Here is a 23,392-nt window from a genome sequence, read left to right on the forward strand (position 1 = left end):
GACGCTTAACGAAAAGGTTATACCAGCGAACGTTTGCCAACCTGAGCTTAACCTGAAGTGTCGATAATTGCCAATTCCTTAAGGCAGCCTTCTCAGGTATTTAAGACCATCCCCACAACTTTGCCACTGCAAAGCAAAGCTATGATCCGGTGGTGGCTCTTCCCGATTCTTTTTATGCTTTTCGGCGGTTGCCCAAGCCCCGAAAGGCCTCAGGTCCGACAAATATCACGGGCCAGCCTTCTTCCACTGGCCGGCCAGCGAACCACGCCTGATGATCTCCGTCCTTCTCCATTCCCTTACGGGGTGGCCAGCGGAGACCCGCTGCCCGATGCGGTTATCTTATGGTCTATGCTCGACACGGCTGCCGCACGGCAAGACAGCCTGGTGAAATGGCAGATCAGCGAGGAGGCCGACTTTGCTCACATCCATTCATCGGGTACCGTAACCACCAAAGCCGACCGGCGATATTCCATTAAAGTAGACGTCAGAGGACTACAGGAAAACACCAGCTACTACTACCGCTTTAAGCACCACCTGGGTTGGTCTTCTACGGGGCGAACCCGGACAGCGCCTGCCCCTGACCAACAATTGGAAGCGATCACACTAGCCGTCGTCAGCTGCAACGCACTGGAATGGGGCTACATGAACGCATTCGGAAAAATTGCGGAAAGGAAGGACCTGACGGCAGTGGTGCACCTGGGAGACTACATTTACGAATACGCTTCCGGTGTTTACGGAGACACGAGTCTGGGCCGGTTTCACGAGCCCCGTCATGAAGTGGTAACGGCGGAAGACTACCACATCCGCTACGCCCAATACCGGCGGGAGCCTCAGCTACGGGCCGCGCATGAAGCCCATCCTTTCATATGTGTATGGGACGATCATGAAGTTGCCAACGACAGTCATCTTTATGGCGCGGAAAACCATAATTCGGCGGAAGAAGGGGACTACCTCACCCGGATGACCGCCGCTAAACGTGTCTACTACAACTGGATGCCCATCCGGGAGCAAGCTTCCGGAGCCATATATCGGAGGTTCCGCTTCGGAGAACTTGTCGATTTACACATGCTGGACGAACGCCTGGCCGGGCGCAAGCCCCCCGCTGACAGCTTCGCCCCTCATGAACTGGCGGACAGCAGCCGTCGGATGCTGGGCGAGGACCAGCTCCAGTGGTTGTGTCGGGGTTTACGGGAAAGTCAAACGCGCTGGCAGCTAATCGGTAACCAGGTCCTCTTTGCCCGCCTCGACCTTAAAGATATTCTCCCGGAATATGCCGTCAATCTGGATGCCTGGGACGGTTACGCCTACGAACAGGGCAGGTTAAAAGACAGCCTTCGGGCTTATGGCGACTTCAACACCATCTTCCTGACCGGAGACACTCACTGCAGTTGGTATTTCGACATTGAAGATACCGACGGGCAGAGAATTGCCCATGAACTGGCCACTCCCAGTGTAAGCAGCGCCAACTATGATGAGCTCATTGGTGGTTGGGACACACTTGCTATTGCCCGATACCGCCTTTACCGGGACAACGAGCACCTGCACTATACGAACATAAAAGACCACGGGTATCTCTCCCTGGAGCTAGGGGCGAACGAGGCTATCGCCCGGTTTCATTACAGCGAAAGTATCCGGTATGCGACCCGTCGGGAAAAATCTTTAAAAACTTACCAGATACCATATGTCCCAGTCAACCACCTTCAGTAACGATCCCTCTCTTCTCTTTCCTCCCACGGCTTACCCTCCCCGTCGAAAAAGTGAAATCCTTAAAGATTGGCTATTTGAAAAAATTCACGGGAATAAGCTTGTTTATAATACTTGTTGGGAAGACCCCCGCTGCGACAGAGCAATGCTTTCCATCGACAAGGACAGCGAGATTGTGATGATCACCAGCGCAGGAGACAATGCACTGGATTACCTGCTCGACCAGCCGGAATCAGTCCACTGTATAGACGTAAATCCTCGGCAAAACGCCTTATTAGATTTAAAACTGGCGGCCTATACATCACTGAGCTGGCCCGTCTTTTTCAAAATATTCGGGGAAGGCTGCCTGCCAGACTTTGCCGCTGTCTACACCTTGCACCTGCGGCCGCGCCTGCAAACAGCCAGCCAACAATACTGGGACCGCCAGCAACATTACTTCCAACCCGGGCGAAAGCGTGAGGGCCTTTACTTCCATGGCAGCAGCGGCCTTTTTGCCTGGTTGGCCGGGCGGTTTATGGCGCTTGACGGACAACTCCGAAAAGACATCGACGACCTGCTGGAATCCAGAACTATGGAAGAACAGCAAATACGCTATCGCAGGCTTGAGCCCCGCCTGCTCTCCCGCCTGCTGGGCAGCCGCAGCCGCCAAAAAGTAAGCCTGAGCATGGTTGGCGTGCCACTTTCTCAACGGCAGTTTATCGAGGAAGAGTCCGGAGGCCTGAGGAATTACGTGCGGGATGCTTTCCGTCACATTTTTCTCGAGCTTCCCATCCACGAAAATTATTTTTACCGGCTGTATCTGAAAGGCCGCTACAGCAAAGACTGTTGCCCGGGCTATCTCAAAGAGGAGAACTTTGAACTGTTGAAATCAAGAACAAAATGTATTCGTCCGCACACCACAACCGTGGCGGATTTCCTGAAGAAAAACCCCAAAGCCTACTCTCATTTTGTTTTGCTTGATCATCAAGACTGGCTGGCGGCCAATGCCCCCGCCGCACTGGCAGAAGAATGGCGGCTCATTCTGGCCAACAGCCGGCCGGGCACCCGTATTCTGCTTCGCTCGGCCACTTCCCGCCCGGAGACCGTACCTGATTTCGTACGGCAACGCACCCGCTTTAGAAACGACCTGAGCAACGTACAGGCCAAACTCGACCGGGTGGGAACCTACGCCGGCACTTTTCTTCTGGAAGTTATCAAATAAGCCCTCATGACCAGAAACATAGCTCCCATCAACAACACAGAGAACCATCCACTCAGCAAATATTATCAGTTTCAATCCAGAATATATGATATGACGCGATGGAGCTTCCTCTTTGGCCGCCGGCAATTAATCAGGACGCTACCCATCCCCAAAAAAAAGAGCATCTCAATTCTGGAGATCGGCTGCGGAACGGGTAAGAACCTGATTCAATTAGCTAAGAAATACCCCCATGCTGAAATTACGGGCATCGATCTTTCGGAAGAGATGCTCCAGATTTGCCGAAAGAAAATTACGCCATATCAGGGCCGGATATCAACGATTAAGGGGGCCTTCGGAGAAGTAACCTTTCGGGAAAATTTTGATCTGATCGTTTTCAGCTATTGCCTGACGATGGTCAACCCCGGCTGGGACCGGCTCATTGACCAGGCAAAAAGCACCCTGAAAACAGGTGGCGTGATGGCGGTAGTCGATTTTCACGATACGGCGGTTTCTGGTTTTGAACACCATATGGCGGGCCATCACGTAAGAATGGATGGCCACCTGTTAAACGTACTGCCCAAAAAATTCAGGCAGCATGAGCAACAGATAGCCAAAGCCTATTTCGGTGCCTGGAGGTGGTTTATGTTTATTGGGTATAAGAAGCCATAAGACACCATCCTGGCTCAACTTAGTGTATAAAGCATAAGGGTGGATCAGGGCCAGACTGTCACCAATCAACCCTGATTCACCTTGCTAATCGATCTTCTTTTCCGTAACCGTCAGTTCATACAGTTTGCCCTGCTCATAGGGCAGATCCATCAACAACTCATTTAAGCGTTGAATAAGATAGGGCAGCCTGAGTTCATCTTCCATTTGAAAGGTGAAAATTTTGCGGGCATGATCTTCGGGCGGCTCAACATTTCTCTCGGAGACGGCGAAGCCCGTCTTCAGTTCATCCTCCGTAAAGGGCAAGGGGGATTGGGCGCGCACGCAGGTGCAGGCAAAGGTGAACAGGCAAAGGAAGAATAAGCGTTTCATAATTCATTGAATTTGGGATGAAGGAATGGGAACCTATCTCACGATACCGCAAGTGGTAGCGCAACGCTTCTTTATTTGCCGTCCTCCCAATGGGTTACCTTTCCTGACATTCGACGGTCATACTTCCTGACAAGTCCCCTGCTGGCTACTTTTTTCCGGCATACTTTTCGTCGTAAAAGCCCCCCCCTTCCTGTATTTTAAGACCTGATCAGCAGGTATTTATACCTGTTTTCATGGATATAAACCATTTCTCTATTGCCATTATAGCCGAAGCGCGGAGATGTCAGACTACCTTAAGTCACAAGAAAACGACTCCTTATTTGCTTCAGGGCTTTCTAATCAGGCAGCACTGACTTAATTTATACTTCACTATTCGCCTTACGCGCCCTCTTTGCAGGCTTAGTTTCCTCTTTCTCCTAAGGTAATTCCCCCTGATTACACAGGTGTTTATACCTGTTTCTCCTCTTGTAAAGCAGAGTAAGAAAGGCAGCAGAGTAGATTTATCATCAGCAACCAACACTACTTCAATTAGCCTTTATGAACAGACGAAAATTTATAACAAAAGGCGCTACGCTCACGCTTGGCTTGAGCATTCCAGCACTCGTACTGGCCAAAAGTACTCCGTCTCTGAAGGCCGAAGAAGTACGAATGGTAAATGAATTCCATCAACTACTAAACAGCTATCCATACAGTGGTGAGGTAACTGCCAGCCTCTGTGTTATTCGAAAAATCAACTACGCCTCCGGCGAAGTTCTGGACTTCGAAGATGACAATGGCAACCGGATTTCTTTAAGAAAGAAAAAGGGGCGCTTAGTTGCCAGACTACACTAATCTCCATTCCCACCTCCCATCTTTTAAATCATCAAAATTCGTATTCATTATGCAACCATTTCTCGGACAAATCGTCGCCTTCGGCGGTAACTTCGCCCCTCGCGGCTGGGCTAAATGTGAAGGCCAGCTATTAGCCATCAACCAAAACCAGGCGCTATTCTCCATTCTCGGTACTACCTACGGTGGTGATGGCCGGACAACTTTCGGCCTTCCTGACCTCCGGGGCAGAAGCATGGTAGGCCCGGGCACCGGCCCAGGCCTGAGCAATGTAAGGTTAGGCGAACGTGGTGGAAATGAGACCACCACGCTGACACAAGCTAACCTTCCTTCAATTCCAGGCCCCGCTATCCGATTAGGAGGAGCCGTTGGCAACCAGTCCATTGGATCCGACCGCTACCTGGCCTTCAACGCTCTGGGCGAAACAATTTTCACGGACACGCCACCTAGTAGCGCGACCCTGAACTCCGGATCAACCGGAAACATCGGAGGACAGCATGCTCCCTTTTCCAACCAATCCCCCTACACTTCGGTAACGATGATCATCGCCCTGCAGGGCGTTTTCCCGAGCCGCAACTAATAGTATCGTTTCGGAACCTGAGTAGCCAAAACGCATCAGTATTTCCCCAGGCTCCTCTCCTATTGGTCTCAGACAAGAGCCACCGGAGAGGGCTTGGGGATAAGCTTTCAGGATTCCTGGCGGTCAACACCAGCACCTCCCTGGAAAGACACCCATTGAGAAATTTATCGACCCGGCAACGGGGGACATTGCTCCCTTAAGTAGCCAGAACACTGCACCTGCGATAAGCGCCTGAGCTAAAGTCATTCTTACTATTTATTCGACATAATTTCAACCCATTACCTATGAAATTCCGTACCGCTCTTATTTCCAGCTTCCTGTTATTTACCGCTGTTATCTCCGGACAAGCGGGAATGACCATTAATTTTGACAGCCCCTGCACCGGATCGCTTATACTCACCTATACAGGTACAGATGCAACCGGGCGCCATATGTATGGAGATGAAAGCTTCAATGGGCCAGGCAACCCCGTCTTCAGTGTTTTCTGGGATCAGGCCAGCGGAACATGGCTGGCCGGACTTTTTGGTACGGGTAGTGCCTCTGATATCCTTTACGCCACCGGCCCCAATACCTTTAGCCCCAACCCGCCGGATTCTGCTACGGAACCTTATCCGGCCACTGCATCGGGTTGCTCCGGCTCCGCTACTGTAAGCGGCAGCGGCACCCAATCTACCGCCGGGACTCCCTGCGAAGGTATTGGGGATGATGATATGGATGGTATTTGTAACGACAACGACGTCTGCCCCGGACAGGATGACACTCTTGATGACGACGGAGACAACATTCCTGATTGTATTGATCCCAACCCGGGAACTTTTGACGGGGTATCTTTTGACAGCCCCTGCCTTGGCGGTGTAATTGCCTTTACCTTAACGGGTAACGACGGAACGCGGAACACCTACTCTAATACCGCTCAGGGCCTGGAAATCGAATTCGATGTAACTAACGGTCGCTGGGAAATGCGGGGCTCTGGCGCCGGAGGGGCCGTGATTTATTTCAACACCCTGGCCAGTATCCCTAACCCACCCTCTACCCTGGCCATGGCCTGGGAAAGCGAGCCTGCGGGCGGCTGTAGCGACTCCCCAACCGTGGGCGGTAATGGCACCCAGGATGCCCGCTGTGCAGCCGTCTGTGACGACGGCGACCCCTGCACCACCGACACACTAGACGACAACTGTAACTGTAACAGTGGTCCGGATGAGGAAGCGCCTACCCTCACGGGTTGCCCCAGCGACGAACAGGACGGCGTAGATAACGGCAGCTGTATGTTCGAAACTCCGGATTACACCTCACTCATCACGGTTAGTGACAACTGTACTACCTCAACCCCCACGCTACTGCAAATCCCCGCAGCGGGCACCTTACTCGGTAGCGGAACTTTCGAGATCAAGCTGGTAGCAACGGACCTGGAAGGCAATGCCTCAGACACCTGTCGCATTACCCTCAACAATGCCGACATAGCACCACCGACCGCCATCTGCCTGCAGGACGTCGAAGTCCTGATTGACGAAAACGGCATGGCGACGCTCACGCCAGCCGACCTGGATGCCGGCTCCACGGACAACTGTGGCATCACCAATAGGAGCCTCAGCGTGACTGATTTCACCTGTGACGATGTTTCCACCACGGCCATATCCGTAACACTAACCGTGGAGGATGCTGCAGGAGGTCAGGGCAGTTGCTCCAGTTCAGTAACGGTTTCTGATAACATCGCCCCCACCTTCGACTGTACTGACATCACCGTATCCCTGGACGCAACCGGAGAATACTTCATCAGCAACAGCGATATCTTTGATCGAATGATCCAAAACTGGGACGACAACTGTGCCCCGGCCCCGACTAACCTTGGCAGCGGTAATCGTACCATCACCTGTGCTAACATTACTAACGGAACCTTCACCTACTTCTTCGGAGCCTTTGATGGGAACGGGCAGGAGGCTACCTGTACTGCAACCATTACGGTCCTCGACCCCTCTCTGGCTTGTGACGACGCCCCCACCGCCCAGTGTGCCGCCACAGCCGTCGTCCAGATTGACGCCGATGGTAACGCCGACCTCAGTAGTATTGATGACGGTTCCAGTGATGACAACACGCTTCCCGAAGATCTTCTCTTCAGCATCGATGGGGATATACTTGATTGTGATGATGTGGACATGCCCGCTCAGATGGTTACGCTCATCGTTACGGACAACGTAGGACAGTCTGCCACTTGTACCTCCATGGTGACGGTAGAAGACAATATCGCCCCGGAGGTAACTTGCCAAAACGTAGCCTATGACCTGGATGCCAACGCCAGCTTTCTCCTCTTCCGTAATTCCGTTATTCAAGACATCCTTACCTCCTTCTCGGACAACTGTGCCGCAAGCTCGGTAAATGAAGGAGTGACCCAAAACACTTTCGGCTGTAACGACCTCGGCATCAATTCCGAAAGTATGTTCTATCGTGATCGTCCCTTTGGCCCAACCAGCCAGGAAGGCAGATGCAATGTTCTCATTCAGATTAACGACCCGCTTGGAGTTTGCGCTACGCCGCCCACCCTCACTTGTAACGACTTCCGGGACTACATCCCGGAAGGAGAGACTACTTACAGCCTGTCAACGGCAGATCTCACGGCAAGTGCTTCGGATGACCAGGGCGTATACGCCGTTGTATTTGGCAACGAGCAGACGACGATCGGTCAGCGGGATAATGCAAATGGCAACTTTAATTCCATTGGTCACGGTCAGTCCTTCACGGCTCCGCAAACGGGCCATATCCAGGCCATCAAAGTCCGCTTCGCAGCGGCAAAGAGTAATGCGATTATGTTCCTATATAATTCAGGAACGGGAAGCGGTACAGCGGGCAGCTTCGGTTTCCCAGCCCTTGTCCAATCTGGCATTGAATTATTTGCCAGCCCTACTGGCAGCCTCACCGAGATTCTCCTGGACACTCCTTTCCCCGTAGTGCAAGGCCAGCAGTACAGTTTTGTCTTTGAAGGCTTAACCCACCCGTATTATTCTGTCACCCCTGATGCTTACCCCGGCGGAGATTTTATTTTTGACTACGACCTTTCCAGCGGTTGTTGCACCTTCGGTGACCTGGTGTTTGAGATTGACTTCATCGGTCCAACCGAAATGGAGGTCCCCGCCGGTGTTTCCGTAGCTGAAATCTATGCCGTCGACAATTTCGGCACCTACTCTGCAGTTTGCGAATCCGCCATAACCATTGATGCCGCCTGCACGCCTGGCACTTTTTCGGAAGTCCCTATGCCTGCTGCTGACGGCTACTGTGCCCTGGAGGATTTCACGCTAACGGCCCTGGCCGAATTGAACGATTCTGAGGAAATTTACTGGTATATGGGCACTTGTGCTGACCAGAGCCTTTTCACGGGTGCCGGCAGTCCTGTCTTCCTGGGTACCGGTAGTTCCATCAACCTCCAGTTCCCCGATGCAGACGAAGACATTTCCATTGTTTGTATCGTGCAGGGCCCCGATGGCTGTGGCGACGGCGAGTGTGTGAGCACTACCCTGCTACACGAAACAACAGCTCCCGTTGTGGCAGCGATTAATATTGAAAGAATGCTCGATGCTAATGGCACGGTAACCATTCTTCCCGAGGAAGTTTTTGATGCGGCTAATAGCTCGGACAACTGCCCGGAAATTGGCCGCGCTGCAGGTCCTCCGGTAGTACCCGTGTCTGTAAGCCCGAACACCTTCACCGAAGCAGGTGTCTATCCGGTAACCCTTACGGCCCGCGATAACTTTGGCAATACGTCTACGGCTCCTGCGGAAGTAACCATCAGTGCCGCCTTACCCGTAGAATGGCTGTCTTTCAGCGCGGACGCAGGTGCAAAGACGGTTGATTTGCAGTGGGAAACCACCACCGAGCCGGACAACGCCGGCTTCCACATCGAACGCTCGCCCGACGGCAACGCCTGGGCCGTGATCGCCCAGCAGGCCCCGCTGGAAAGCAACCGCTACCTCCGAATCGATGAAGCCCCGCTGACGGGCGAGAACTACTACCGCATCCGCCAAACGGATTTTGACGGCACGGTCACCTACTCTCCCGTACGGGTCGTCACCTTCCTCGGCGACCTGGCCCGCATCTCCGTGCGGCCAAACCCGATGACGGATGCGTTTACGGTCACCGTTCCCACCTCCTTCGGCGAGGACGTTGACCTGAGTCTCTATGACCTGACCGGGCGTTTGATCCAGCTGCAGACGAGCGCTACCAGCTCCGGTACCCGCGTGGAAACGCGGGAGCTGGCGAGTGGGGTTTACCTGCTCCGTGCCACTTCCCGGGATGGTAAGCAAACGCAGACCGTTCGCGTCATCCGCCAATAGTCCCTGGTCGAGACGCTATGCGTCGAGCCGGGCAAGGGAGCGAAGCGACTTTGCCCGTGTAACACCCTGGCCGGGCAAAAGCTACCGCACCACCCCTCTCCGGGAGTCTGCGTTCGCGATCGACGCATAGCGTCTCAACCAAATGATGCACCTGCGTACGCGCCGAAAAAAACCTCGTCGCTTACGCAGGTGCTTTAGGTTGCAGGCTTACAGCGCAAACAAAGGCCCAGATAGCTCTTCTGGAAATCGTACTATTTATTCACGTAAATAGCGCAAATATTATTTTTCAATAAAATTTACGCCACCTGCGAAGGATTTCAGGATTAGCTCCGTCTAAGCCTGCAAACCATCCAACTATAAGAATCCATTTCTACTCGTTTTTTATGATAGTCAGGTAGCGCTACCGCTTTGTCATAATACCTTTCAGTGATCGGTCTCCGAATTGGGGCTGAGAATTTTTCATCATTAAACAAGTAGAAATGCGTATTAATTCAATTGGAACCTTGTTCCTCCTGTTACTCCTATCCATAATGGTCGTGAGTTGTAATGAGGACGAAGATCTAAGCGTAACTCCCCTGCTGGATGCAGCGGAAGAAGAAGCCCTCCGGGCCGGCGGAGGTAACGGAGGCGGACGTGGCGGTGATGGCCGTGGCGGCGACGACGCCAACGCACTCGGAGCAGAAATCGTGACCGAATGGACCGACTTATTACTGGAAATTGAGCGCTACGCCGAAGGGATGCGCCCCAACGCCAGTGCTCGTGCGATGGCCTACATTTATCTGGCAGCCTACGAGACTGCCCGCCCGAACATGCGCGGTTACATATCCAATACGGAGCGACTAAACGGCTTCACACTGGATGATGACCTGAGTGACCGTGACTATGAAGTTGAGCTGGCCCTTAACGCCTGCTTCGCTGATGTGCTGGATCACTTCCTCTACAATGTCCCGGTAGAACATAATGTAGCCATTGACGAAATGGAGAGCGAAACCCGGGAGGACCTTATCCTTAACATGACTGAACAGGAAATCGCAGACGCAGAAGCCTGGGGAGCTTACGTAGCTCAGCAGGTTATTGCTTACAGCCAAACGGATACGGAGGCTGAAGCTCAAATTCTGGAACCACAGCCCCGCTCCTATGAGCCGCCCACCGGGCCGGGATTCTGGACTTACTCCGCAGACCCGGAGCGCGCGCTGTTTCCCTACTGGGAAAGAGTACGAACCTTCGCCGTTTCAACGGAGCAGACCACGACGGTGGATCCAATTCCCTACAGTACGGTTCCCGGGAGTGACTACCGCAATGAGATGGAAGAAGTATACAAAGTAAACAACGATGCCCGGGAGGAAGACGGTGAACAGCTTTGGATTGCAGAATTCTGGAGTGATGACGTGGAGAACCTGATGATGAGCCCTCCGGTACGTCAGATCTCTATCGCCAACCAACTGATTGACCAATATGACCTGAGTTTAGCGGAATCACTGGAGCTAATGGCCAGAATTGGATTTTCGCTCAACGATGCTGCCGTTGCCGCCTGGAAGTATAAATATCAACACATGGTTATGCGGCCTAGTGTATACCTGAGAGATTTCGTTGACCCGGACTACCAGACTAACCTCTTTCGCCTTGTTTTCTGGCCGAACCCCGGCTTTCCGGGCTACCCTTCCGGCCATTCCGCTTTTGCTTCTGCAGCGGGCGGGATTTTCATTGAAACTTTCGGTAACCGCACCAATTTTACCGATCGTTCCCACGAAGGACGAGAGGAGTTCCGGGGAGCCCCCAGAACATTTGACAGTTTCGAACAGCTGGCCGAGGAAAACGCCTTTTCCCGTATTCCGCTCGGGGTCCATATCCGCATGGACTGTGTTGAGGGCCTGCGCCTGGGTTACGAAATAGCCGACGGTGTAAATGACCTGAGGCTGCGGCAGAACGCCCGCTAGGATCTAGTGGGTGAGTTCATAATTGTCTGGCCGTTTAGTCCGTGGGATTTTCGTGCCGTGGCGAGGCGCTGAAACCGGAATTTAGCCATAGCTAAATGAGGATTTCAGCGACGAAGTCACGGTGCGAAAAGACAAGGAATAACGGTCAGGTAATTGTGAATTCACCCACTAGGGATTGAATTGAAGCAGGATTATTTTTGAGGGCAGAAGTCAGGCGATCAACCGCTCGGCTTTTGCCCTCTTTTTTATTTACTCTCTGCAATGACTTGCTCTTCGAAAATAATCTGTCTGCCCACGAAGGATTTTACGGACCTGCGGCGTCCAACCCAAAATCCACCCACCATTCTAACTATGAAACAGTTTTTACTTCTTCTTACCTTCTCTTTGACGGTAAGCATCCAAGCCCAGAGTTTCTACGATCTGGAGACCATCCAAACCATAGAAATCACTTTTGCGGAAAGCAACTGGGACCAGTTGCTGGATCAGGCCTATGCCAGTACCAGCGATTACATCCTGGCGCAAAGTGTGACGATTAATGGTGAGGTATTTGACAGCGTTGGTGTTAAGTATAAAGGCAATAGCACTTACAATGCCAACCAGACAAAGAACCCCTTTCACATTGAGCTGGACACCTATAAAGACCATATTTATGATGGCTATACGGACATTAAGCTGAGTAATGTGGCAAAAGACCCATCCTTCATCCGTGAAGTACTCTCCTATCAGGTGCTACGCCAATATATGGACGCACCGCTATCGAACTACGCCAATGTATACGTAAATGGCAACCTGATGGGCCTTTACAGTAATTCGGAAGCAATTTCGAGAAAGTTTGTTGACAAATACTACGGCTCGAAAGAAAATGCCCGCATTAAATGTAACCCGCCCGCCGGTGCCGGACAGGGAACTACGGTTGTACCTGACCTGCAATACCGTGGCGAAGACAGCTCCGCCTACTATGCTGCCTACGAGCTAAAATCTGACTTCGGCTGGTCGGAGCTCATCGACCTCTGTGACACCCTCAACAATCACGTAAACGACATTGAGCAGATTCTGGATGTAGACCGCGTGCTCTGGATGCTTGCCTTCGATAACGTGCTGGTCAATCTGGACAGTTATATCGGCACCTATGCCCAAAACTATTACCTCTACCGCGACGACAACGGCCGCTTCCTCCCTACCGTCTGGGACCTCAACGAATCCCTGGGCGTATTCAGCGACGCTGGCGGCGGTATTCGCTTAAACAGTACCGCCCAAAAAGCACAGTTGAGCCATCTGCTGCACGAAAACGATGCTTCTTTCCCGCTTATCAGCAAGTTACTCTCCGTACCACAGTACAAGCGTAAGTACCTGGCGCACGTTAAAACGATGCTGGAGGAAAATTTTGCAAACGGCGCATACGAAGACATGGCCCTTATGTTGCGAACGACAATAGACGCAGCCGTTCAGGCGGATAACAACAAGTTCTTCACCTACAACAACTTTGTGAGTAACCTGACCAATGACATCGTTGAACGCCGCAGCAGCACACCGGGCATTACCAACCTTATGGACGCACGGTCTGATTATCTCCTGGGCCTGAGCGACTTCACCCAAGCGGAGCCTGCGATCAGCAACCTTGCACTGTCCGGCAGCTCTCCCGCTGTTGGTGAAGCGCTGACCATTACGGCAACCATTACGGATGCCCTGCGTGCTTACCTGAACCTGCGGAGCGTCAGCGGTGCTCCCTTTGAGACCATTGAGATGTTTGACGACGGTGCCCACGGCGATGGGGCTGCGGGCGACGGTGTATTCGGGGTCAGCTTCGTTCCGGCCAGCATACAAACGGAATATTACCTCTACGCAGAAAACGATGGCATCGGAAAATTCTCTCCCCAGCGGGCGGAGCACGAATTCTACGAAATCGTGGCCAGCAACACCAGCAGCCTGATCGGAGACCTGGTCATCAACGAGTTCATGGCCTCCAACGACCTGACCCAGGCGGATCAGGACGGCGATTTTGACGACTGGATCGAACTCTATAATAATACCGGCGCCAGCATTTCTCTCGACGGCTTTCATCTTTCAGACGATGCTGGCAACCTCACTAAATGGGCTTTCCCTGACGGCAGTACCATTGCCGCTAATGACTACCTCATCATCTGGGCCGATGAAGACCTGGAACAGGACGGCCTGCACGCTGACTTTAAGCTCTCCTCCGGAGGCGAAGAAGTTGTGCTCATCGACGCAAATGGCGCCATCGTTGACTCCCTGACTTACCCCGAACAAACCACCGACGTCTCCTACGGTCGTTTCCCCAACGGAACGGGAAGTTTTCGCGAAATGACGACCACTACCTTCAATGCGGAGAACACGGATGGCACCACCAACCCTGATGACCCAACCTTCAGTACCAGCCCGCTGGCCGGAGACCTGGTCGTCAATGAGTTCATGGCCTCCAACGATACCACGGCGGTCGATCAGGATGGCGACGCAGATGACTGGATCGAACTTTACAACAATAGCAGCTCGAGTATTTCCCTTGATGGATTCTTTCTTTCCGATGACATCGAAGAACCCACCAAATGGGCCTTCCCTGCCGGCAGCTCCATTGACGGTAATGGCTACCTCATCATCTGGGCCGACGAAGACCTCGAACAGGACGGTCTACACGCTGACTTTAAACTCTCTGCCGGCGGAGAGATGGTTCTTTTGTTCGATGCTGACACCTCGCTCATTGACACCGTGACCTACGTTGACCAGTCGACCGACATTTCTCACGGTCGCTTCCCCAACGGCACGGGTAGCTTCCAGGACATGACGCCTACTTTCAACGCGGAAAACACCGAAGGCACCACTGACCCCGTTGACCCGACCTTCAGCACCAGCCCACTGGCCGGAGAGCTGGTCGTCAATGAGTTCATGGCCTCCAATGATGCCACCGCTTCAGATCAGGATGGTGACTTCGACGACTGGATTGAGCTCTACAACAACTCCAATTCAAGTATTACGCTGGACGGGTTCTTCCTGTCTGATGACATAGAAAACCCCACCAAATGGGCCTTCCCTGACGGTAGCTCGATCGAGGCTAACGGTTACCTGATTATCTGGGCGGATGAGGACCTTGACCAGGAGGGCCTGCACGCCGACTTCAAACTCTCCGCCGGAGGGGAGACGGTCATCCTGGCAGATGCCGACACGGCGCTCATTGACTCGGTAACCTACCTTGATCAGTCAGCTGACATTTCCCACGGTCGCTTTGCGAACGGGACGGGAGGCTTCCTGGACATGACGCCGACCTTTAACGCGGAGAACGTGAATGGAATCGTTAGCACGAGGTTCATCCCACTCCTGGGAGCAGAGATCACCCTCTTCCCCAACCCCAGCGAAGGCTTGCTCAACGTTCGGCTGGAGCAGGCCTATTCGGACGACCTGCAATTCCGGCTCTTTTCTTCCGACGGGCGTTTGCTGCAGGAAAGTACGCTTAGTCAGGGAGCGGTTAACCTGACCATCAATGCCACTAACCTACCTGAAGGCCTTTACCTGCTGACGGTGCTGGACGGGCTGGCAACCGAAACACATAAGGTTGTGCTGCGGAGGTAGTGCCACTGCTTTTAAAGCTTCTTCCATTGCACCTGCGGCAGCGCCCAAAAAAAGGTGGCGCGGACGCAGGTGCAGTGTTTTGCCGGCCAGCACGCGCTCCTGCGCGTGGTGGTCAGGCCTACCCAACCCCAATCTTTTCCAGCAATGGATTTTTCCGTTCTTCATTCCATACCATCCGCAGGCTGGTCCGTTCCGCTGATGCCGTCAGCTCAATGAACTTCACCCGCATATCATAGCCTTCACTCAGTACGGTGGGAACGATGGACAGGCCAAAGCCTGCCGAGACTAATCGATAAATCGAACTGGCATTGACGGTACTGTGAGACAGCTTCGGTGAAAAGCCCGCCGCGTCGAACAAACGCATTACGTTCTGATAATAACTCTCGCTGTAGGAAGGTTCGAAGAGGATAAACGGCTCTTCTTTTAGTTGCTTCAGGTCCTTAAAGTTCTCACTCGTTACCGGGTGCTGCTCCGGCAGCACCAGAGAGAAGGTGTCTTCCAATAGCGTCTTTGTCGCCAGCGGTGGCGGCACTCGTTCCATCCGCACAAAGCCCAGGTCAATCTCTCCCTGAAGCAAAGCCTCCAGCTGCTGTGGGTTGTCCATTTCCCGCAGCACGAAGCGGATATCGGGGTAGTCCCGATTGACGGACAGCATCAAATCCGGAATAGCTCGCTGCATCGCAGAGCCAATGTAACCAACCCGCAGCTCGCCACGCAAACCATCAGCGATGAGTTTAACGTTGGTGATGGCTCCTTCCAGGTCACGTAATATTTCGTTTACCCGCTGCTGGAAATAACGGCCGGCGGCCGTTAGCTCCACCTTACGATTATGGCGAACAAACAGCTCCAGCCCGAGCTCCTGCTCCAACTGTCGGATCTGTCGGCTAAGACCTGGTTGGGCGATGAACAGTCTCTCCGCCGCTTTGCGAAAATGCAACTCCTCGGCAACCGTGGCGAAATAGCGTAAATGGCGCAACTCCATTGATAATTATTAAGCATCAATAAAGCCTAAAGATAGTCTTGCAGAGCATTAGTTGAAAGAGCATCTTTGGGCTTTACCTTGACAAGGAATACTTCTGGCTATGTTTCAATTCGGTCTTGATCAGCTAACCGTACCTACCGCCATGGCCTTGCTACGTGGCGAGGAGACCGGCGTGCTCTCTGAAGCAGCCCACAGGCAGGTCAACCGTTCTCGCCGCAGTGTTGAAAAAATGGCGGCGGGTGACCGGGCTGTTTACGGTATCAATACTGGTTTCGGGCCACTTTGCGATACGCAGATTTCGCCGGAGGAGACCAGCTTACTGCAGAAAAACCTGCTGATTACCCATGCCGTTGGCGTGGGGAAGGCCATTGATCCTAAGCTGTCCAGGCTAATGATGATCTGCAAGATTCACGCCCTGGCCAGAGGGCACTCTGGTATCCGGGTGGAGGTCATTGAGCGTTTGCTCTTCTTTCTGGACCAGGACTTACTCCCGGTAGTTCCTGAGCAGGGCTCCGTTGGCGCTTCAGGCGACCTTGCTCCGCTTTCCCACCTCTTCCTTCCGCTCATTGGGGAGGGTTCGTTCTGGCAGGGTAACACTCACCGCCCGGCCAAAGAGCTGTTGCAAGAGCACGGCCTCGAGCCCCTGGAGCTTCAAGCCAAAGAGGGCCTCGCCCTGATTAATGGCACCCAGTTCATCCTGGCACATGCCGTTCTTGGGCTGGATCAAATGGCTTACCTCCTCAACCTGGCAGATTTGGCTGGTGCCATGAGCCTGGAAGGTTATCAGGGCTCCGCCGCGCCCTTTCGCGCGGAGCTACACGAGCTTCGCCCCTATGCCGGCAGTTTGGAAGTAGCCAGACGCATCCGTCATTTTCTGGCGGGGTCAGAAAATATGGCCTCTCACGCGGCCTGTAGCCGGGTGCAGGACCCTTATTCTCTGCGCTGCATGCCTCAGGTGCACGGCGCTTCGCGTAATGCCTTCCTTCACCTTACACAATTAACTGAGGTAGAGCTCAATGCCGTTACTGACAACCCCGTTATCTTAAGCGACGAGGAGGCTATTTCCGGCGGCAATTTCCACGGGCAACCGCTGGCTATGGCCCTCGACTATTGCTCACTGGCCACCGCCGAACTGGGCAATATCTCTGATCGTCGTTGCTATCTCTTGCTGGAGGGAAAGTATGGTCTTCCCCGCTTACTGACCAAAAGCGGTGGGCTCAACTCTGGTTTTATGATCCCGCAATACACTACCGCTGCCCTGGTGACGGAAAATAAATCGCTCTGCTTCCCCGCTTCTGCCGACAGCATCCCGACGTCCCTCGGGCAGGAAGACCACGTGTCCATGGGTAGTATCTCTGGCCGACGCTTCAACCAGATCCTCGGAAACCTGGAGAAGATTCTCGCCATTGAGTTAATGTACGCTGCCCAGGCGATGGACTTCCGACGGCCGCATAAGTTCTCCGACATTCTGGAAAAAAACCATGCCCTCATCCGGCAGCAGGTCGATCATCTGGATGACGACCGATTGCTGAAGGATGATATTTGGGGGATGGTGGAGATGGTTTCCAACCGCACCTTTTTTACGACATAGCTCGCAGAGCTTCGTGCCACAGCACCGGCTTTAGCCGGTAAAACAATCACACGGCAATCCTAATCCGAAAGATTTAATCATGACCTTCCAGGCCCTCATCACCCAAGGCATCCCCCCCACCCTCCCGCCCGCCCGCAGCATCCCGGCAAACGCCAACCGGGCACCCCGCCGCAAAGACATGCTGAGCGATGAGGAAAAGCGGCTGGCGTTAAAGAATGCGCTACGGTATTTTCCGGCCGAATGGCACGCGGAACTTGCCGCCGAGTTCGCCGCCGAGCTACGAAATTATGGCCGTATCTACATGCACCGCTTCAAGCCTGATTATCCCATTCATGCCCGTCCGATTGACGAATATCCGGGAGAATCCATGACGGCTCGCGGCATCATGCTGATGATCCAGAATAACCTCGACCCGGCCGTAGCACAACATCCGGAGGAGTTGATTACCTACGGGGGTAACGGGGCCGTATTTCAGAATTGGGCGCAGTATCTGCTGACCATGAAATACCTGGCGATGATGACCGACGAGCAATCGCTGCATATGTACTCCGGGCACCCTATGGGGCTCTTCCCAAGTTCGCCGGATGCGCCGAGAGTAGTCATCACCAACGGCATGATGATCCCGAATTACTCGAAGCCCGACGACTGGGAAAAGTATAATGCACTGGGGGTAACGCAGTACGGACAGATGACCGCCGGCTCGTATATGTACATCGGTCCGCAGGGGATTGTGCACGGCACTACCATTACGGTCATGAATGCTTTCCGCAAGATATTGCCGGAGGGGGAGACACCTGCGGGCAAGATTTTCCTGACGGCCGGTCTTGGAGGCATGAGTGGTGCTCAGCCCAAAGCGGGCAACATCGCAGGTTGCATTACGGTCTGCGCGGAAGTTAACCCGGCAGCAGCCCGTAAGCGTCATGAGCAGGGTTGGGTGGACGTGCTGGTCGACAACTTAGACGATCTGGTGGCGCGCACGCAGGATGCAATGGAAGCTAAAGAAGCAGTGTCCATCGCTTACCTCGGCAACGTTGTTGACGTATGGGAACGCTTCTACGCCGAAGACATCTTCATCCACGTCGGCTCTGATCAGACTTCTCTGCACAACCCCTGGTCTGGCGGGTATTACCCCGCCGGCATGAGCTTCGAGGAAGCTAACCGCCTGATGTCTTCTGATCCGAAAGCATTCAAGGTGGCAGTTCAAACCTCCCTTCGGCTGCATGCCAGGGCGGTCAACGCCCACACCGGCCGGGGCACTTATTTCTTCGATTATGGCAATGCCTTTCTGCTGGAAGCGTCCCGTGCAGGAGCGCACGTAATGGCCGAAGGGAAAGAAAACACTTTCCGCTACCCTTCTTACGTGCAGGATATCCTTGGGCCCATGTGCTTTGATTTCGGCTTTGGACCGTTCCGTTGGGTTTGTGCATCGGGGAAAGCGGAGGACCTGGCCCTCACGGATTCCCTTGCGCTGGAAACCCTGCAAGGCATCCTGCGTACTGCGCCCAAAGAAATTCGCCAGCAACTGGAAGACAACATCACCTGGATTCGGGACGCCGGCCGTCATCAGCTCGTCGTTGGCAGCCAGGCCCGCATCCTTTACGCAGACGCCGAAGGCCGGGCCGCCATCGCCCTGGCCTTTAACCAGGCCATCGCTGAAGGCCGCCTCGGCCCCGTCATTCTGGGTCGCGATCATCACGACGTAAGCGGTACCGACAGCCCCTACCGGGAAACGAGCAACATCTACGACGGCAGTAAATTTACCGCCGACATGGCCATCCACAACGTCATCGGCGATAGCTTCCGCGGAGCCAGCTGGGTCAGCATCCACAATGGCGGCGGCGTCGGCTGGGGCGAAGTCATCAACGGCGGCTTTGGCCTATTGCTCGACGGCTCCGCTGACGCCGAACGGCGACTCAAAAACATGCTCTTCTTCGACGTCAATAACGGCATTGCCCGCCGTGCCTGGGCCCGCAACCCCGAAGCCCGCTTCGCCATCGAACGGGAAATGGAGCGGACACCGGGCCTGGTGGTAACCTTGGCTAATATTGTAGATGAAGCACTCCTCCACTGACCCCGAAGGGGTCAAACATCCTTAACCCCGGACGAAGCGGGGCTGCGTAGCAGTCCGCGTAGTCCGGGGAAAAACTCCCCCATGCTCTACCAAAATGCCCATCTCCTTCAAATTCGCCCCGCCAGCCAGCAATGGGTTGCGGGTACCGACATGCGGGTACTCCCCGAACTAAAAGATGCCTGGCTACTAACTCAAAACGGCCGGATCAAAGCCTTCGGCCCGATGAGTGAATGTCCGCAAGGCCATCACGAGGAGACCCTGGATTGTACGGACCGGATACTGATGCCCGCCTGGTGCGACAGCCACTCTCACCTCGTCTACGCCGGCAACCGGGAATCCGAATGGATGGACCGGCTGAACGGGCTAACCTATGAGCAGGTCGCTGCACGAGGCGGAGGCATCGTTAACTCCGCTCAACTACTGAATGAGACGCCGGAAGAAGAGATCTACCAACAGAGCAAGCTCCGGCTGCAGGAAGTAATCAGCCTCGGCACCGGTGCGCTGGAGATCAAGTCTGGCTATGGACTTACCCTGGAGGGAGAACTTAAGATGCTGCGGGTTATCCGCCGGCTAAAGGAAGAAGCGCCGATTCCGATTCGGGCCACTTTTCTGGCGGCTCATGCTCTGCCCACCAGATACAAGGACGATAAGGCAGCCTACCTCCAGCTGGTCATTGACGAGATGCTGCCGCGCGTCGCTGGCGACGGATTGGCAGATTACATCGATGTCTTCTGTGAAAAAGGTTACTTCGACATTCAGGATACAGAACTGCTGATGGAGGCGGGCGCCAGGTATGGCCTGCCGGCCAAAATCCATGTAAACCAGTTTAATGCTTTTGGCGGCGTTGCCGCTGCCGTTCGTCATGGGGCCCTATCGGTGGATCATCTGGAAGAACTTGACCCTGTGGACGTAAGGGCATTAGCCGGGAGTAAGACCATGCCCGTCGCCCTGCCGGGCTGTTCTTTTTTTCTGGGCATTCCTTACACCCCCGGGCGAACGCTAATTGATGCAGGCCTGCCCCTTGCACTGGCTACGGATTTCAACCCGGGCTCTGCGCCTTCAGGAAACATGAATCTGGTGGTTGCCCTGGCCTGTAACAAAATGAAACTCACCCCGGAAGAAGCCATCAATGCAGCCACCCTGAATGGAGCCTATGCCATGGGCTTATCCTCCGAAACAGGCTCCATTACCGTAGGAAAGAGGACAAACCTTATCTTGACTAAACGAAATGTGTCCGTTTCTTCCTTTGGGTACCGGTTTGGCTCACCGTTAATCCAACAGGTGATCGAGCAATAATCGTTACGGCGCTTGGTGTTAACTTTACCCATAGTATGCAGAAAAGTAATTATTCTCCGCCCATACCTGATCTCTGGACAGGAAGAAAAACCGACCCCAGCCTGGGGAATGAATATTGGTATCAGTGCATAGAAATGCTGGATATCCGTCAGCCATTTCAAAAAACCGACTTACCGGATATCGCGCTCCTTGGCTATGCCTGTGAAGAAGGAGTGAGAAGAAACCAGGGCAGACCTGGCACTGCTAAAGGTCCGGAGGCGGCCCGCAAACAAATGGGGAAACTCGCTAACCATCTCGGAGGGAAACGGATAGCGGATGCGGGTAATGTGATTTGCCCGTCCGGCGATCTTGAATCCACGCAAAAAACGCTCTCTTTTTCTATTTCAGAATTGATTAAAGCGGGCATATTCCCGATCGTCATTGGTGGCGGCCATGACATTGCTTACGGGCACTTTAATGGTATCCGTTCCGCAACCAAAGGCCGCATTGGCATCATCAACTTTGATGCTCATTTTGACTTACGAGAGCCTCTTGACGGTCCTACTTCGGGCACTCCCTTCAACCAGATTCTGAAAGAAAACGAAGGGGTAGGCTATCTGGCCGTTGGCATTCAACGATCGGCCAACCCTCCCTCACTTTTTAACACCGCTGAGTCTTACCGGGTAGACTATGTGTTGAATTTGCATTGCTGCATCAACACCGATTTTCGTAAAGCCGTCATTGAACGCATAATCACCTTTACGGAAAGATTTGACCATATCTATATCACCATCGACATGGACGGCTTTTCATCTGCCGTTGCGCCCGGAGTGAGTGCCCCATCTCCTATAGGATACCTTCCTCCTTTTTTCTTTCCGACACTGACGGCGGCCCTGGCAACCGGGAAAGTGGCCAGCATTGACATTGCAGAATTCAACCCTGTTTTTGATCAGGATGGCATGACCGGCAAACTGGTAGCTAACGTTGTGGAGACGATTGTTTCCTCGAAGAGCAAGCCATCGGTCTGACCAAAAGAAAAAACCCGGCCGACATAATGCCGACCGGGTTTCAAATAAAAGATGACTTTCAAAAATCAGTTTCAAATGGTCCGATAGCTATTCGCTAACCGGTCCTGTAATTGTGGTTTAAGCACTTCGGCAGCGTCCAGGATCAGTGCCTCGTTGGAAGGGAACTGTACCGGGCGGTTGCCAATCCGGCGACGCGTACTGCTGCTAAGCGCCCGGCGGTCTCCCCGGAAGGTACTGGCGTAGTTTTCAAAGATCGCTTCCGCCGTCAGTTCCTCTTCATCAACAATGCGGCGGTTCACGTTATCGTAGAGCACGAGGCTACCACTAACGATGGCGGACTTGGTCTGCAAGACTTCCGTGATATCAGCACGAACGGTAATCCGGCGTACACGGGTGATGTCGTTCCCCAGGGAATCCTTGGCGACATTGCCGTTAGCGTCAAGTACGTACTCCGTTCCATCATTGATTTCCTGCTCGTCGATGTAAGAACGCTCAGAAATGCGCTCGGGGCTCACCTGGATGTTACGGATAACGATGCGGGCGTTATAGTCATAGTCTCTTCCCGCTACGGCGTTGAAGTCATACGTTCTCCAACGATCATTCATGTCGGAAGTACGTACGCGGAGAAGCTCCTGCTCAAAACCACGGGGGAGGTAGCCACCCGATTCATTAGCCATGCTAACGGCGATGTACACCCGGCCGAGTTCTTCGGCTTCGAGCGCCAATACGTTAGCATTGCGGTAGTTGCTACGGAAACGATTGATTTGATTGAAGGTACTGTAAGCCTGGCGGGCAGCGGCTTTGTCGCCGGCCCGGCCGGCAGCCAGGAGCTCACTCGCTTCGCTGTAGTACTGGTTAGCAGCCTTTTCAGCGGCCTCCGTCATTAGTCCCTCAAGACGAACGAAACGGAATTCAGCCTGGTACCCGTTCTTATCCACCAGCGGCAGCAGGGGCCGCAGGGCATCCTGACGGCGCTGCATCGTGCTGTAAAGACTATGCACCCGCGCCCAGTCAGTGTTTCCACTTTCGCTCATACGGCGGGCTTTAGCCATGTCTTCTGCCGTCAGGCGATTGAAAGCATCTTCCAGTGCGGCCACGTACTTAGGGTTCTTTTTCTGCTTACCGGTCAGGCGGCGCTGCGCCAGGGCGATGGTTTCTTCGTAGTTACCGGATTCTATCAGGTTGTCCACAGACTTACAAGAAGGCATCATCAGTAACAAGATGGCCAGGAAAGCAAAAATTTGAATGGGGCTATGCGTTTTCATAATCAATAC

The 23,392-nt window shown here is 53.6% G+C and carries 15 protein-coding genes; 12 read left to right on the top strand and 3 right to left on the bottom strand.

The window, feature by feature from the left end; translation table 11 throughout:
* Window positions 1-141 precede the first annotated feature (141 nt).
* The 3 genes from BM123_RS21685 to BM123_RS21695 are packed head-to-tail and all read left to right on the top strand — an operon-like array spanning window position 142 to window position 3,553.
* Window positions 142-1,707, top strand: coding sequence for an alkaline phosphatase D family protein (locus BM123_RS21685; RefSeq protein WP_090172861.1), 1,566 nt, complete (start codon window positions 142-144; stop codon window positions 1,705-1,707).
* A complete protein-coding gene (locus BM123_RS21690; RefSeq protein ID WP_090172863.1) occupies window positions 1,682-2,905 on the top strand; it encodes a BtaA family protein in 1,224 nt (407 codons plus the stop codon). Before BM123_RS21685 ends, BM123_RS21690 begins: the two co-directional genes overlap by 26 nt.
* Before the next feature lie 6 nt (window positions 2,906-2,911).
* Window positions 2,912-3,553: a class I SAM-dependent methyltransferase gene (locus BM123_RS21695; RefSeq protein WP_090172865.1), complete on the top strand. Its 642-nt coding sequence runs from the start codon at window positions 2,912-2,914 to the stop codon at window positions 3,551-3,553.
* Between the two features lie 84 nt (window positions 3,554-3,637).
* Here the strand turns inward: BM123_RS21695 and BM123_RS21700 are convergent, their stop codons facing one another.
* Window positions 3,638-3,922, bottom strand: a complete 285-nt coding sequence (locus BM123_RS21700; RefSeq protein WP_090172867.1) for a hypothetical protein — start codon at window positions 3,920-3,922, stop codon at window positions 3,638-3,640.
* A gap of 537 nt (window positions 3,923-4,459) precedes the next feature.
* On the opposite strand from BM123_RS21700, the gene BM123_RS21705 reads away from it, so the two are divergent.
* The 5 genes from BM123_RS21705 to BM123_RS24465 all read left to right on the top strand — a co-directional run bounded on the left by BM123_RS21705 (window position 4,460) and on the right by BM123_RS24465 (window position 15,171).
* Window positions 4,460-4,753: a hypothetical protein gene (locus tag BM123_RS21705; RefSeq protein ID WP_090172869.1), complete on the top strand. Its 294-nt coding sequence runs from the start codon at window positions 4,460-4,462 to the stop codon at window positions 4,751-4,753.
* Between the two features lie 49 nt (window positions 4,754-4,802).
* Window positions 4,803-5,330 (top strand): phage tail protein, encoded by a 528-nt coding sequence (locus BM123_RS21710; RefSeq protein ID WP_090172871.1) that lies wholly within the window; start codon window positions 4,803-4,805, stop codon window positions 5,328-5,330.
* A 284-nt stretch (window positions 5,331-5,614) separates the two neighbouring features.
* Window positions 5,615-9,652: a T9SS type A sorting domain-containing protein gene (locus BM123_RS21715; RefSeq protein ID WP_090172874.1), complete on the top strand. Its 4,038-nt coding sequence runs from the start codon at window positions 5,615-5,617 to the stop codon at window positions 9,650-9,652.
* 479 nt (window positions 9,653-10,131) lie between these two features.
* Window positions 10,132-11,589, top strand: a complete 1,458-nt coding sequence (locus BM123_RS21720) for a vanadium-dependent haloperoxidase (protein ID WP_090172876.1) — start codon at window positions 10,132-10,134, stop codon at window positions 11,587-11,589.
* A 351-nt stretch (window positions 11,590-11,940) separates the two neighbouring features.
* Window positions 11,941-15,171 carry a lamin tail domain-containing protein gene (locus BM123_RS24465; protein ID WP_217642203.1) on the top strand — a complete coding sequence of 1,077 codons (3,231 nt, stop codon included), beginning with the start codon at window positions 11,941-11,943 and terminating at the stop codon, window positions 15,169-15,171.
* Window positions 15,172-15,289: 118 nt separating this feature from the next.
* Here BM123_RS24465 and BM123_RS21735 read toward each other — a convergent pair whose 3' ends face one another.
* Window positions 15,290-16,153 carry a LysR family transcriptional regulator gene (locus BM123_RS21735; protein ID WP_090172877.1) on the bottom strand — a complete coding sequence of 288 codons (864 nt, stop codon included), beginning with the start codon at window positions 16,151-16,153 and terminating at the stop codon, window positions 15,290-15,292.
* A 100-nt stretch (window positions 16,154-16,253) separates the two neighbouring features.
* On the opposite strand from BM123_RS21735, the gene hutH reads away from it, so the two are divergent.
* From hutH to hutG, 4 genes are all read left to right on the top strand, one after another.
* Window positions 16,254-17,744 carry a histidine ammonia-lyase gene (gene hutH / locus BM123_RS21740; protein ID WP_090172880.1) on the top strand — a complete coding sequence of 497 codons (1,491 nt, stop codon included), beginning with the start codon at window positions 16,254-16,256 and terminating at the stop codon, window positions 17,742-17,744.
* Between the two features lie 79 nt (window positions 17,745-17,823).
* Entirely contained in the window at window positions 17,824-19,815 is a 1,992-nt protein-coding gene (locus tag BM123_RS21745; RefSeq protein WP_090172882.1) for a urocanate hydratase, read from the top strand.
* Window positions 19,816-19,896: 81 nt separating this feature from the next.
* The gene (gene hutI / locus BM123_RS21750) at window positions 19,897-21,111 is read left to right on the top strand and encodes an imidazolonepropionase (RefSeq protein ID WP_090172884.1); all 1,215 of its coding nucleotides are present in this window, start codon (window positions 19,897-19,899) and stop codon (window positions 21,109-21,111) included.
* Window positions 21,112-21,146: 35 nt separating this feature from the next.
* On the top strand, window positions 21,147-22,118 hold the full coding sequence (hutG, locus tag BM123_RS21755; protein WP_090172887.1) for a formimidoylglutamase: 972 nt from the start codon (window positions 21,147-21,149) through the stop codon (window positions 22,116-22,118).
* Between the two features lie 71 nt (window positions 22,119-22,189).
* Here hutG and BM123_RS21760 read toward each other — a convergent pair whose 3' ends face one another.
* Window positions 22,190-23,383, bottom strand: coding sequence for a hypothetical protein (locus BM123_RS21760; RefSeq protein ID WP_090172889.1), 1,194 nt, complete (start codon window positions 23,381-23,383; stop codon window positions 22,190-22,192).
* Window positions 23,384-23,392 lie beyond the last annotated feature (9 nt).

The sequence above is a fragment of the Neolewinella agarilytica genome (assembly GCF_900110645.1).
Taxonomy (GTDB): domain Bacteria; phylum Bacteroidota; class Bacteroidia; order Chitinophagales; family Saprospiraceae; genus Neolewinella; species Neolewinella agarilytica.

Excerpts from the sequence above, each read along its gene's own strand:
- BM123_RS24465 (WP_217642203.1), top strand. The coding sequence starts at position 11,941 with ATGAAACAGTTTTTACTTCTTCTTACCTTCTCTTTGACGGTAAGCATC.
- BM123_RS21695 (WP_090172865.1), top strand. The coding sequence starts at position 2,912 with ATGACCAGAAACATAGCTCCCATCAACAACACAGAGAACCATCCACTC.
- BM123_RS21690 (WP_090172863.1), top strand. The coding sequence starts at position 1,682 with ATGTCCCAGTCAACCACCTTCAGTAACGATCCCTCTCTTCTCTTTCCT.
- BM123_RS21760 (WP_090172889.1), bottom strand. The coding sequence starts at position 23,383 with ATGAAAACGCATAGCCCCATTCAAATTTTTGCTTTCCTGGCCATCTTG.
- BM123_RS21720 (WP_090172876.1), top strand. The coding sequence starts at position 10,132 with ATGCGTATTAATTCAATTGGAACCTTGTTCCTCCTGTTACTCCTATCC.
- hutH (WP_090172880.1), top strand. The coding sequence starts at position 16,254 with ATGTTTCAATTCGGTCTTGATCAGCTAACCGTACCTACCGCCATGGCC.
- BM123_RS21715 (WP_090172874.1), top strand. The coding sequence starts at position 5,615 with ATGAAATTCCGTACCGCTCTTATTTCCAGCTTCCTGTTATTTACCGCT.
- BM123_RS21685 (WP_090172861.1), top strand. The coding sequence starts at position 142 with ATGATCCGGTGGTGGCTCTTCCCGATTCTTTTTATGCTTTTCGGCGGT.
- hutI (WP_090172884.1), top strand. The coding sequence starts at position 19,897 with ATGCTCTACCAAAATGCCCATCTCCTTCAAATTCGCCCCGCCAGCCAG.
- hutG (WP_090172887.1), top strand. The coding sequence starts at position 21,147 with ATGCAGAAAAGTAATTATTCTCCGCCCATACCTGATCTCTGGACAGGA.
- BM123_RS21745 (WP_090172882.1), top strand. The coding sequence starts at position 17,824 with ATGACCTTCCAGGCCCTCATCACCCAAGGCATCCCCCCCACCCTCCCG.
- BM123_RS21710 (WP_090172871.1), top strand. The coding sequence starts at position 4,803 with ATGCAACCATTTCTCGGACAAATCGTCGCCTTCGGCGGTAACTTCGCC.
- BM123_RS21735 (WP_090172877.1), bottom strand. The coding sequence starts at position 16,153 with ATGGAGTTGCGCCATTTACGCTATTTCGCCACGGTTGCCGAGGAGTTG.
- BM123_RS21705 (WP_090172869.1), top strand. The coding sequence starts at position 4,460 with ATGAACAGACGAAAATTTATAACAAAAGGCGCTACGCTCACGCTTGGC.
- BM123_RS21700 (WP_090172867.1), bottom strand. The coding sequence starts at position 3,922 with ATGAAACGCTTATTCTTCCTTTGCCTGTTCACCTTTGCCTGCACCTGC.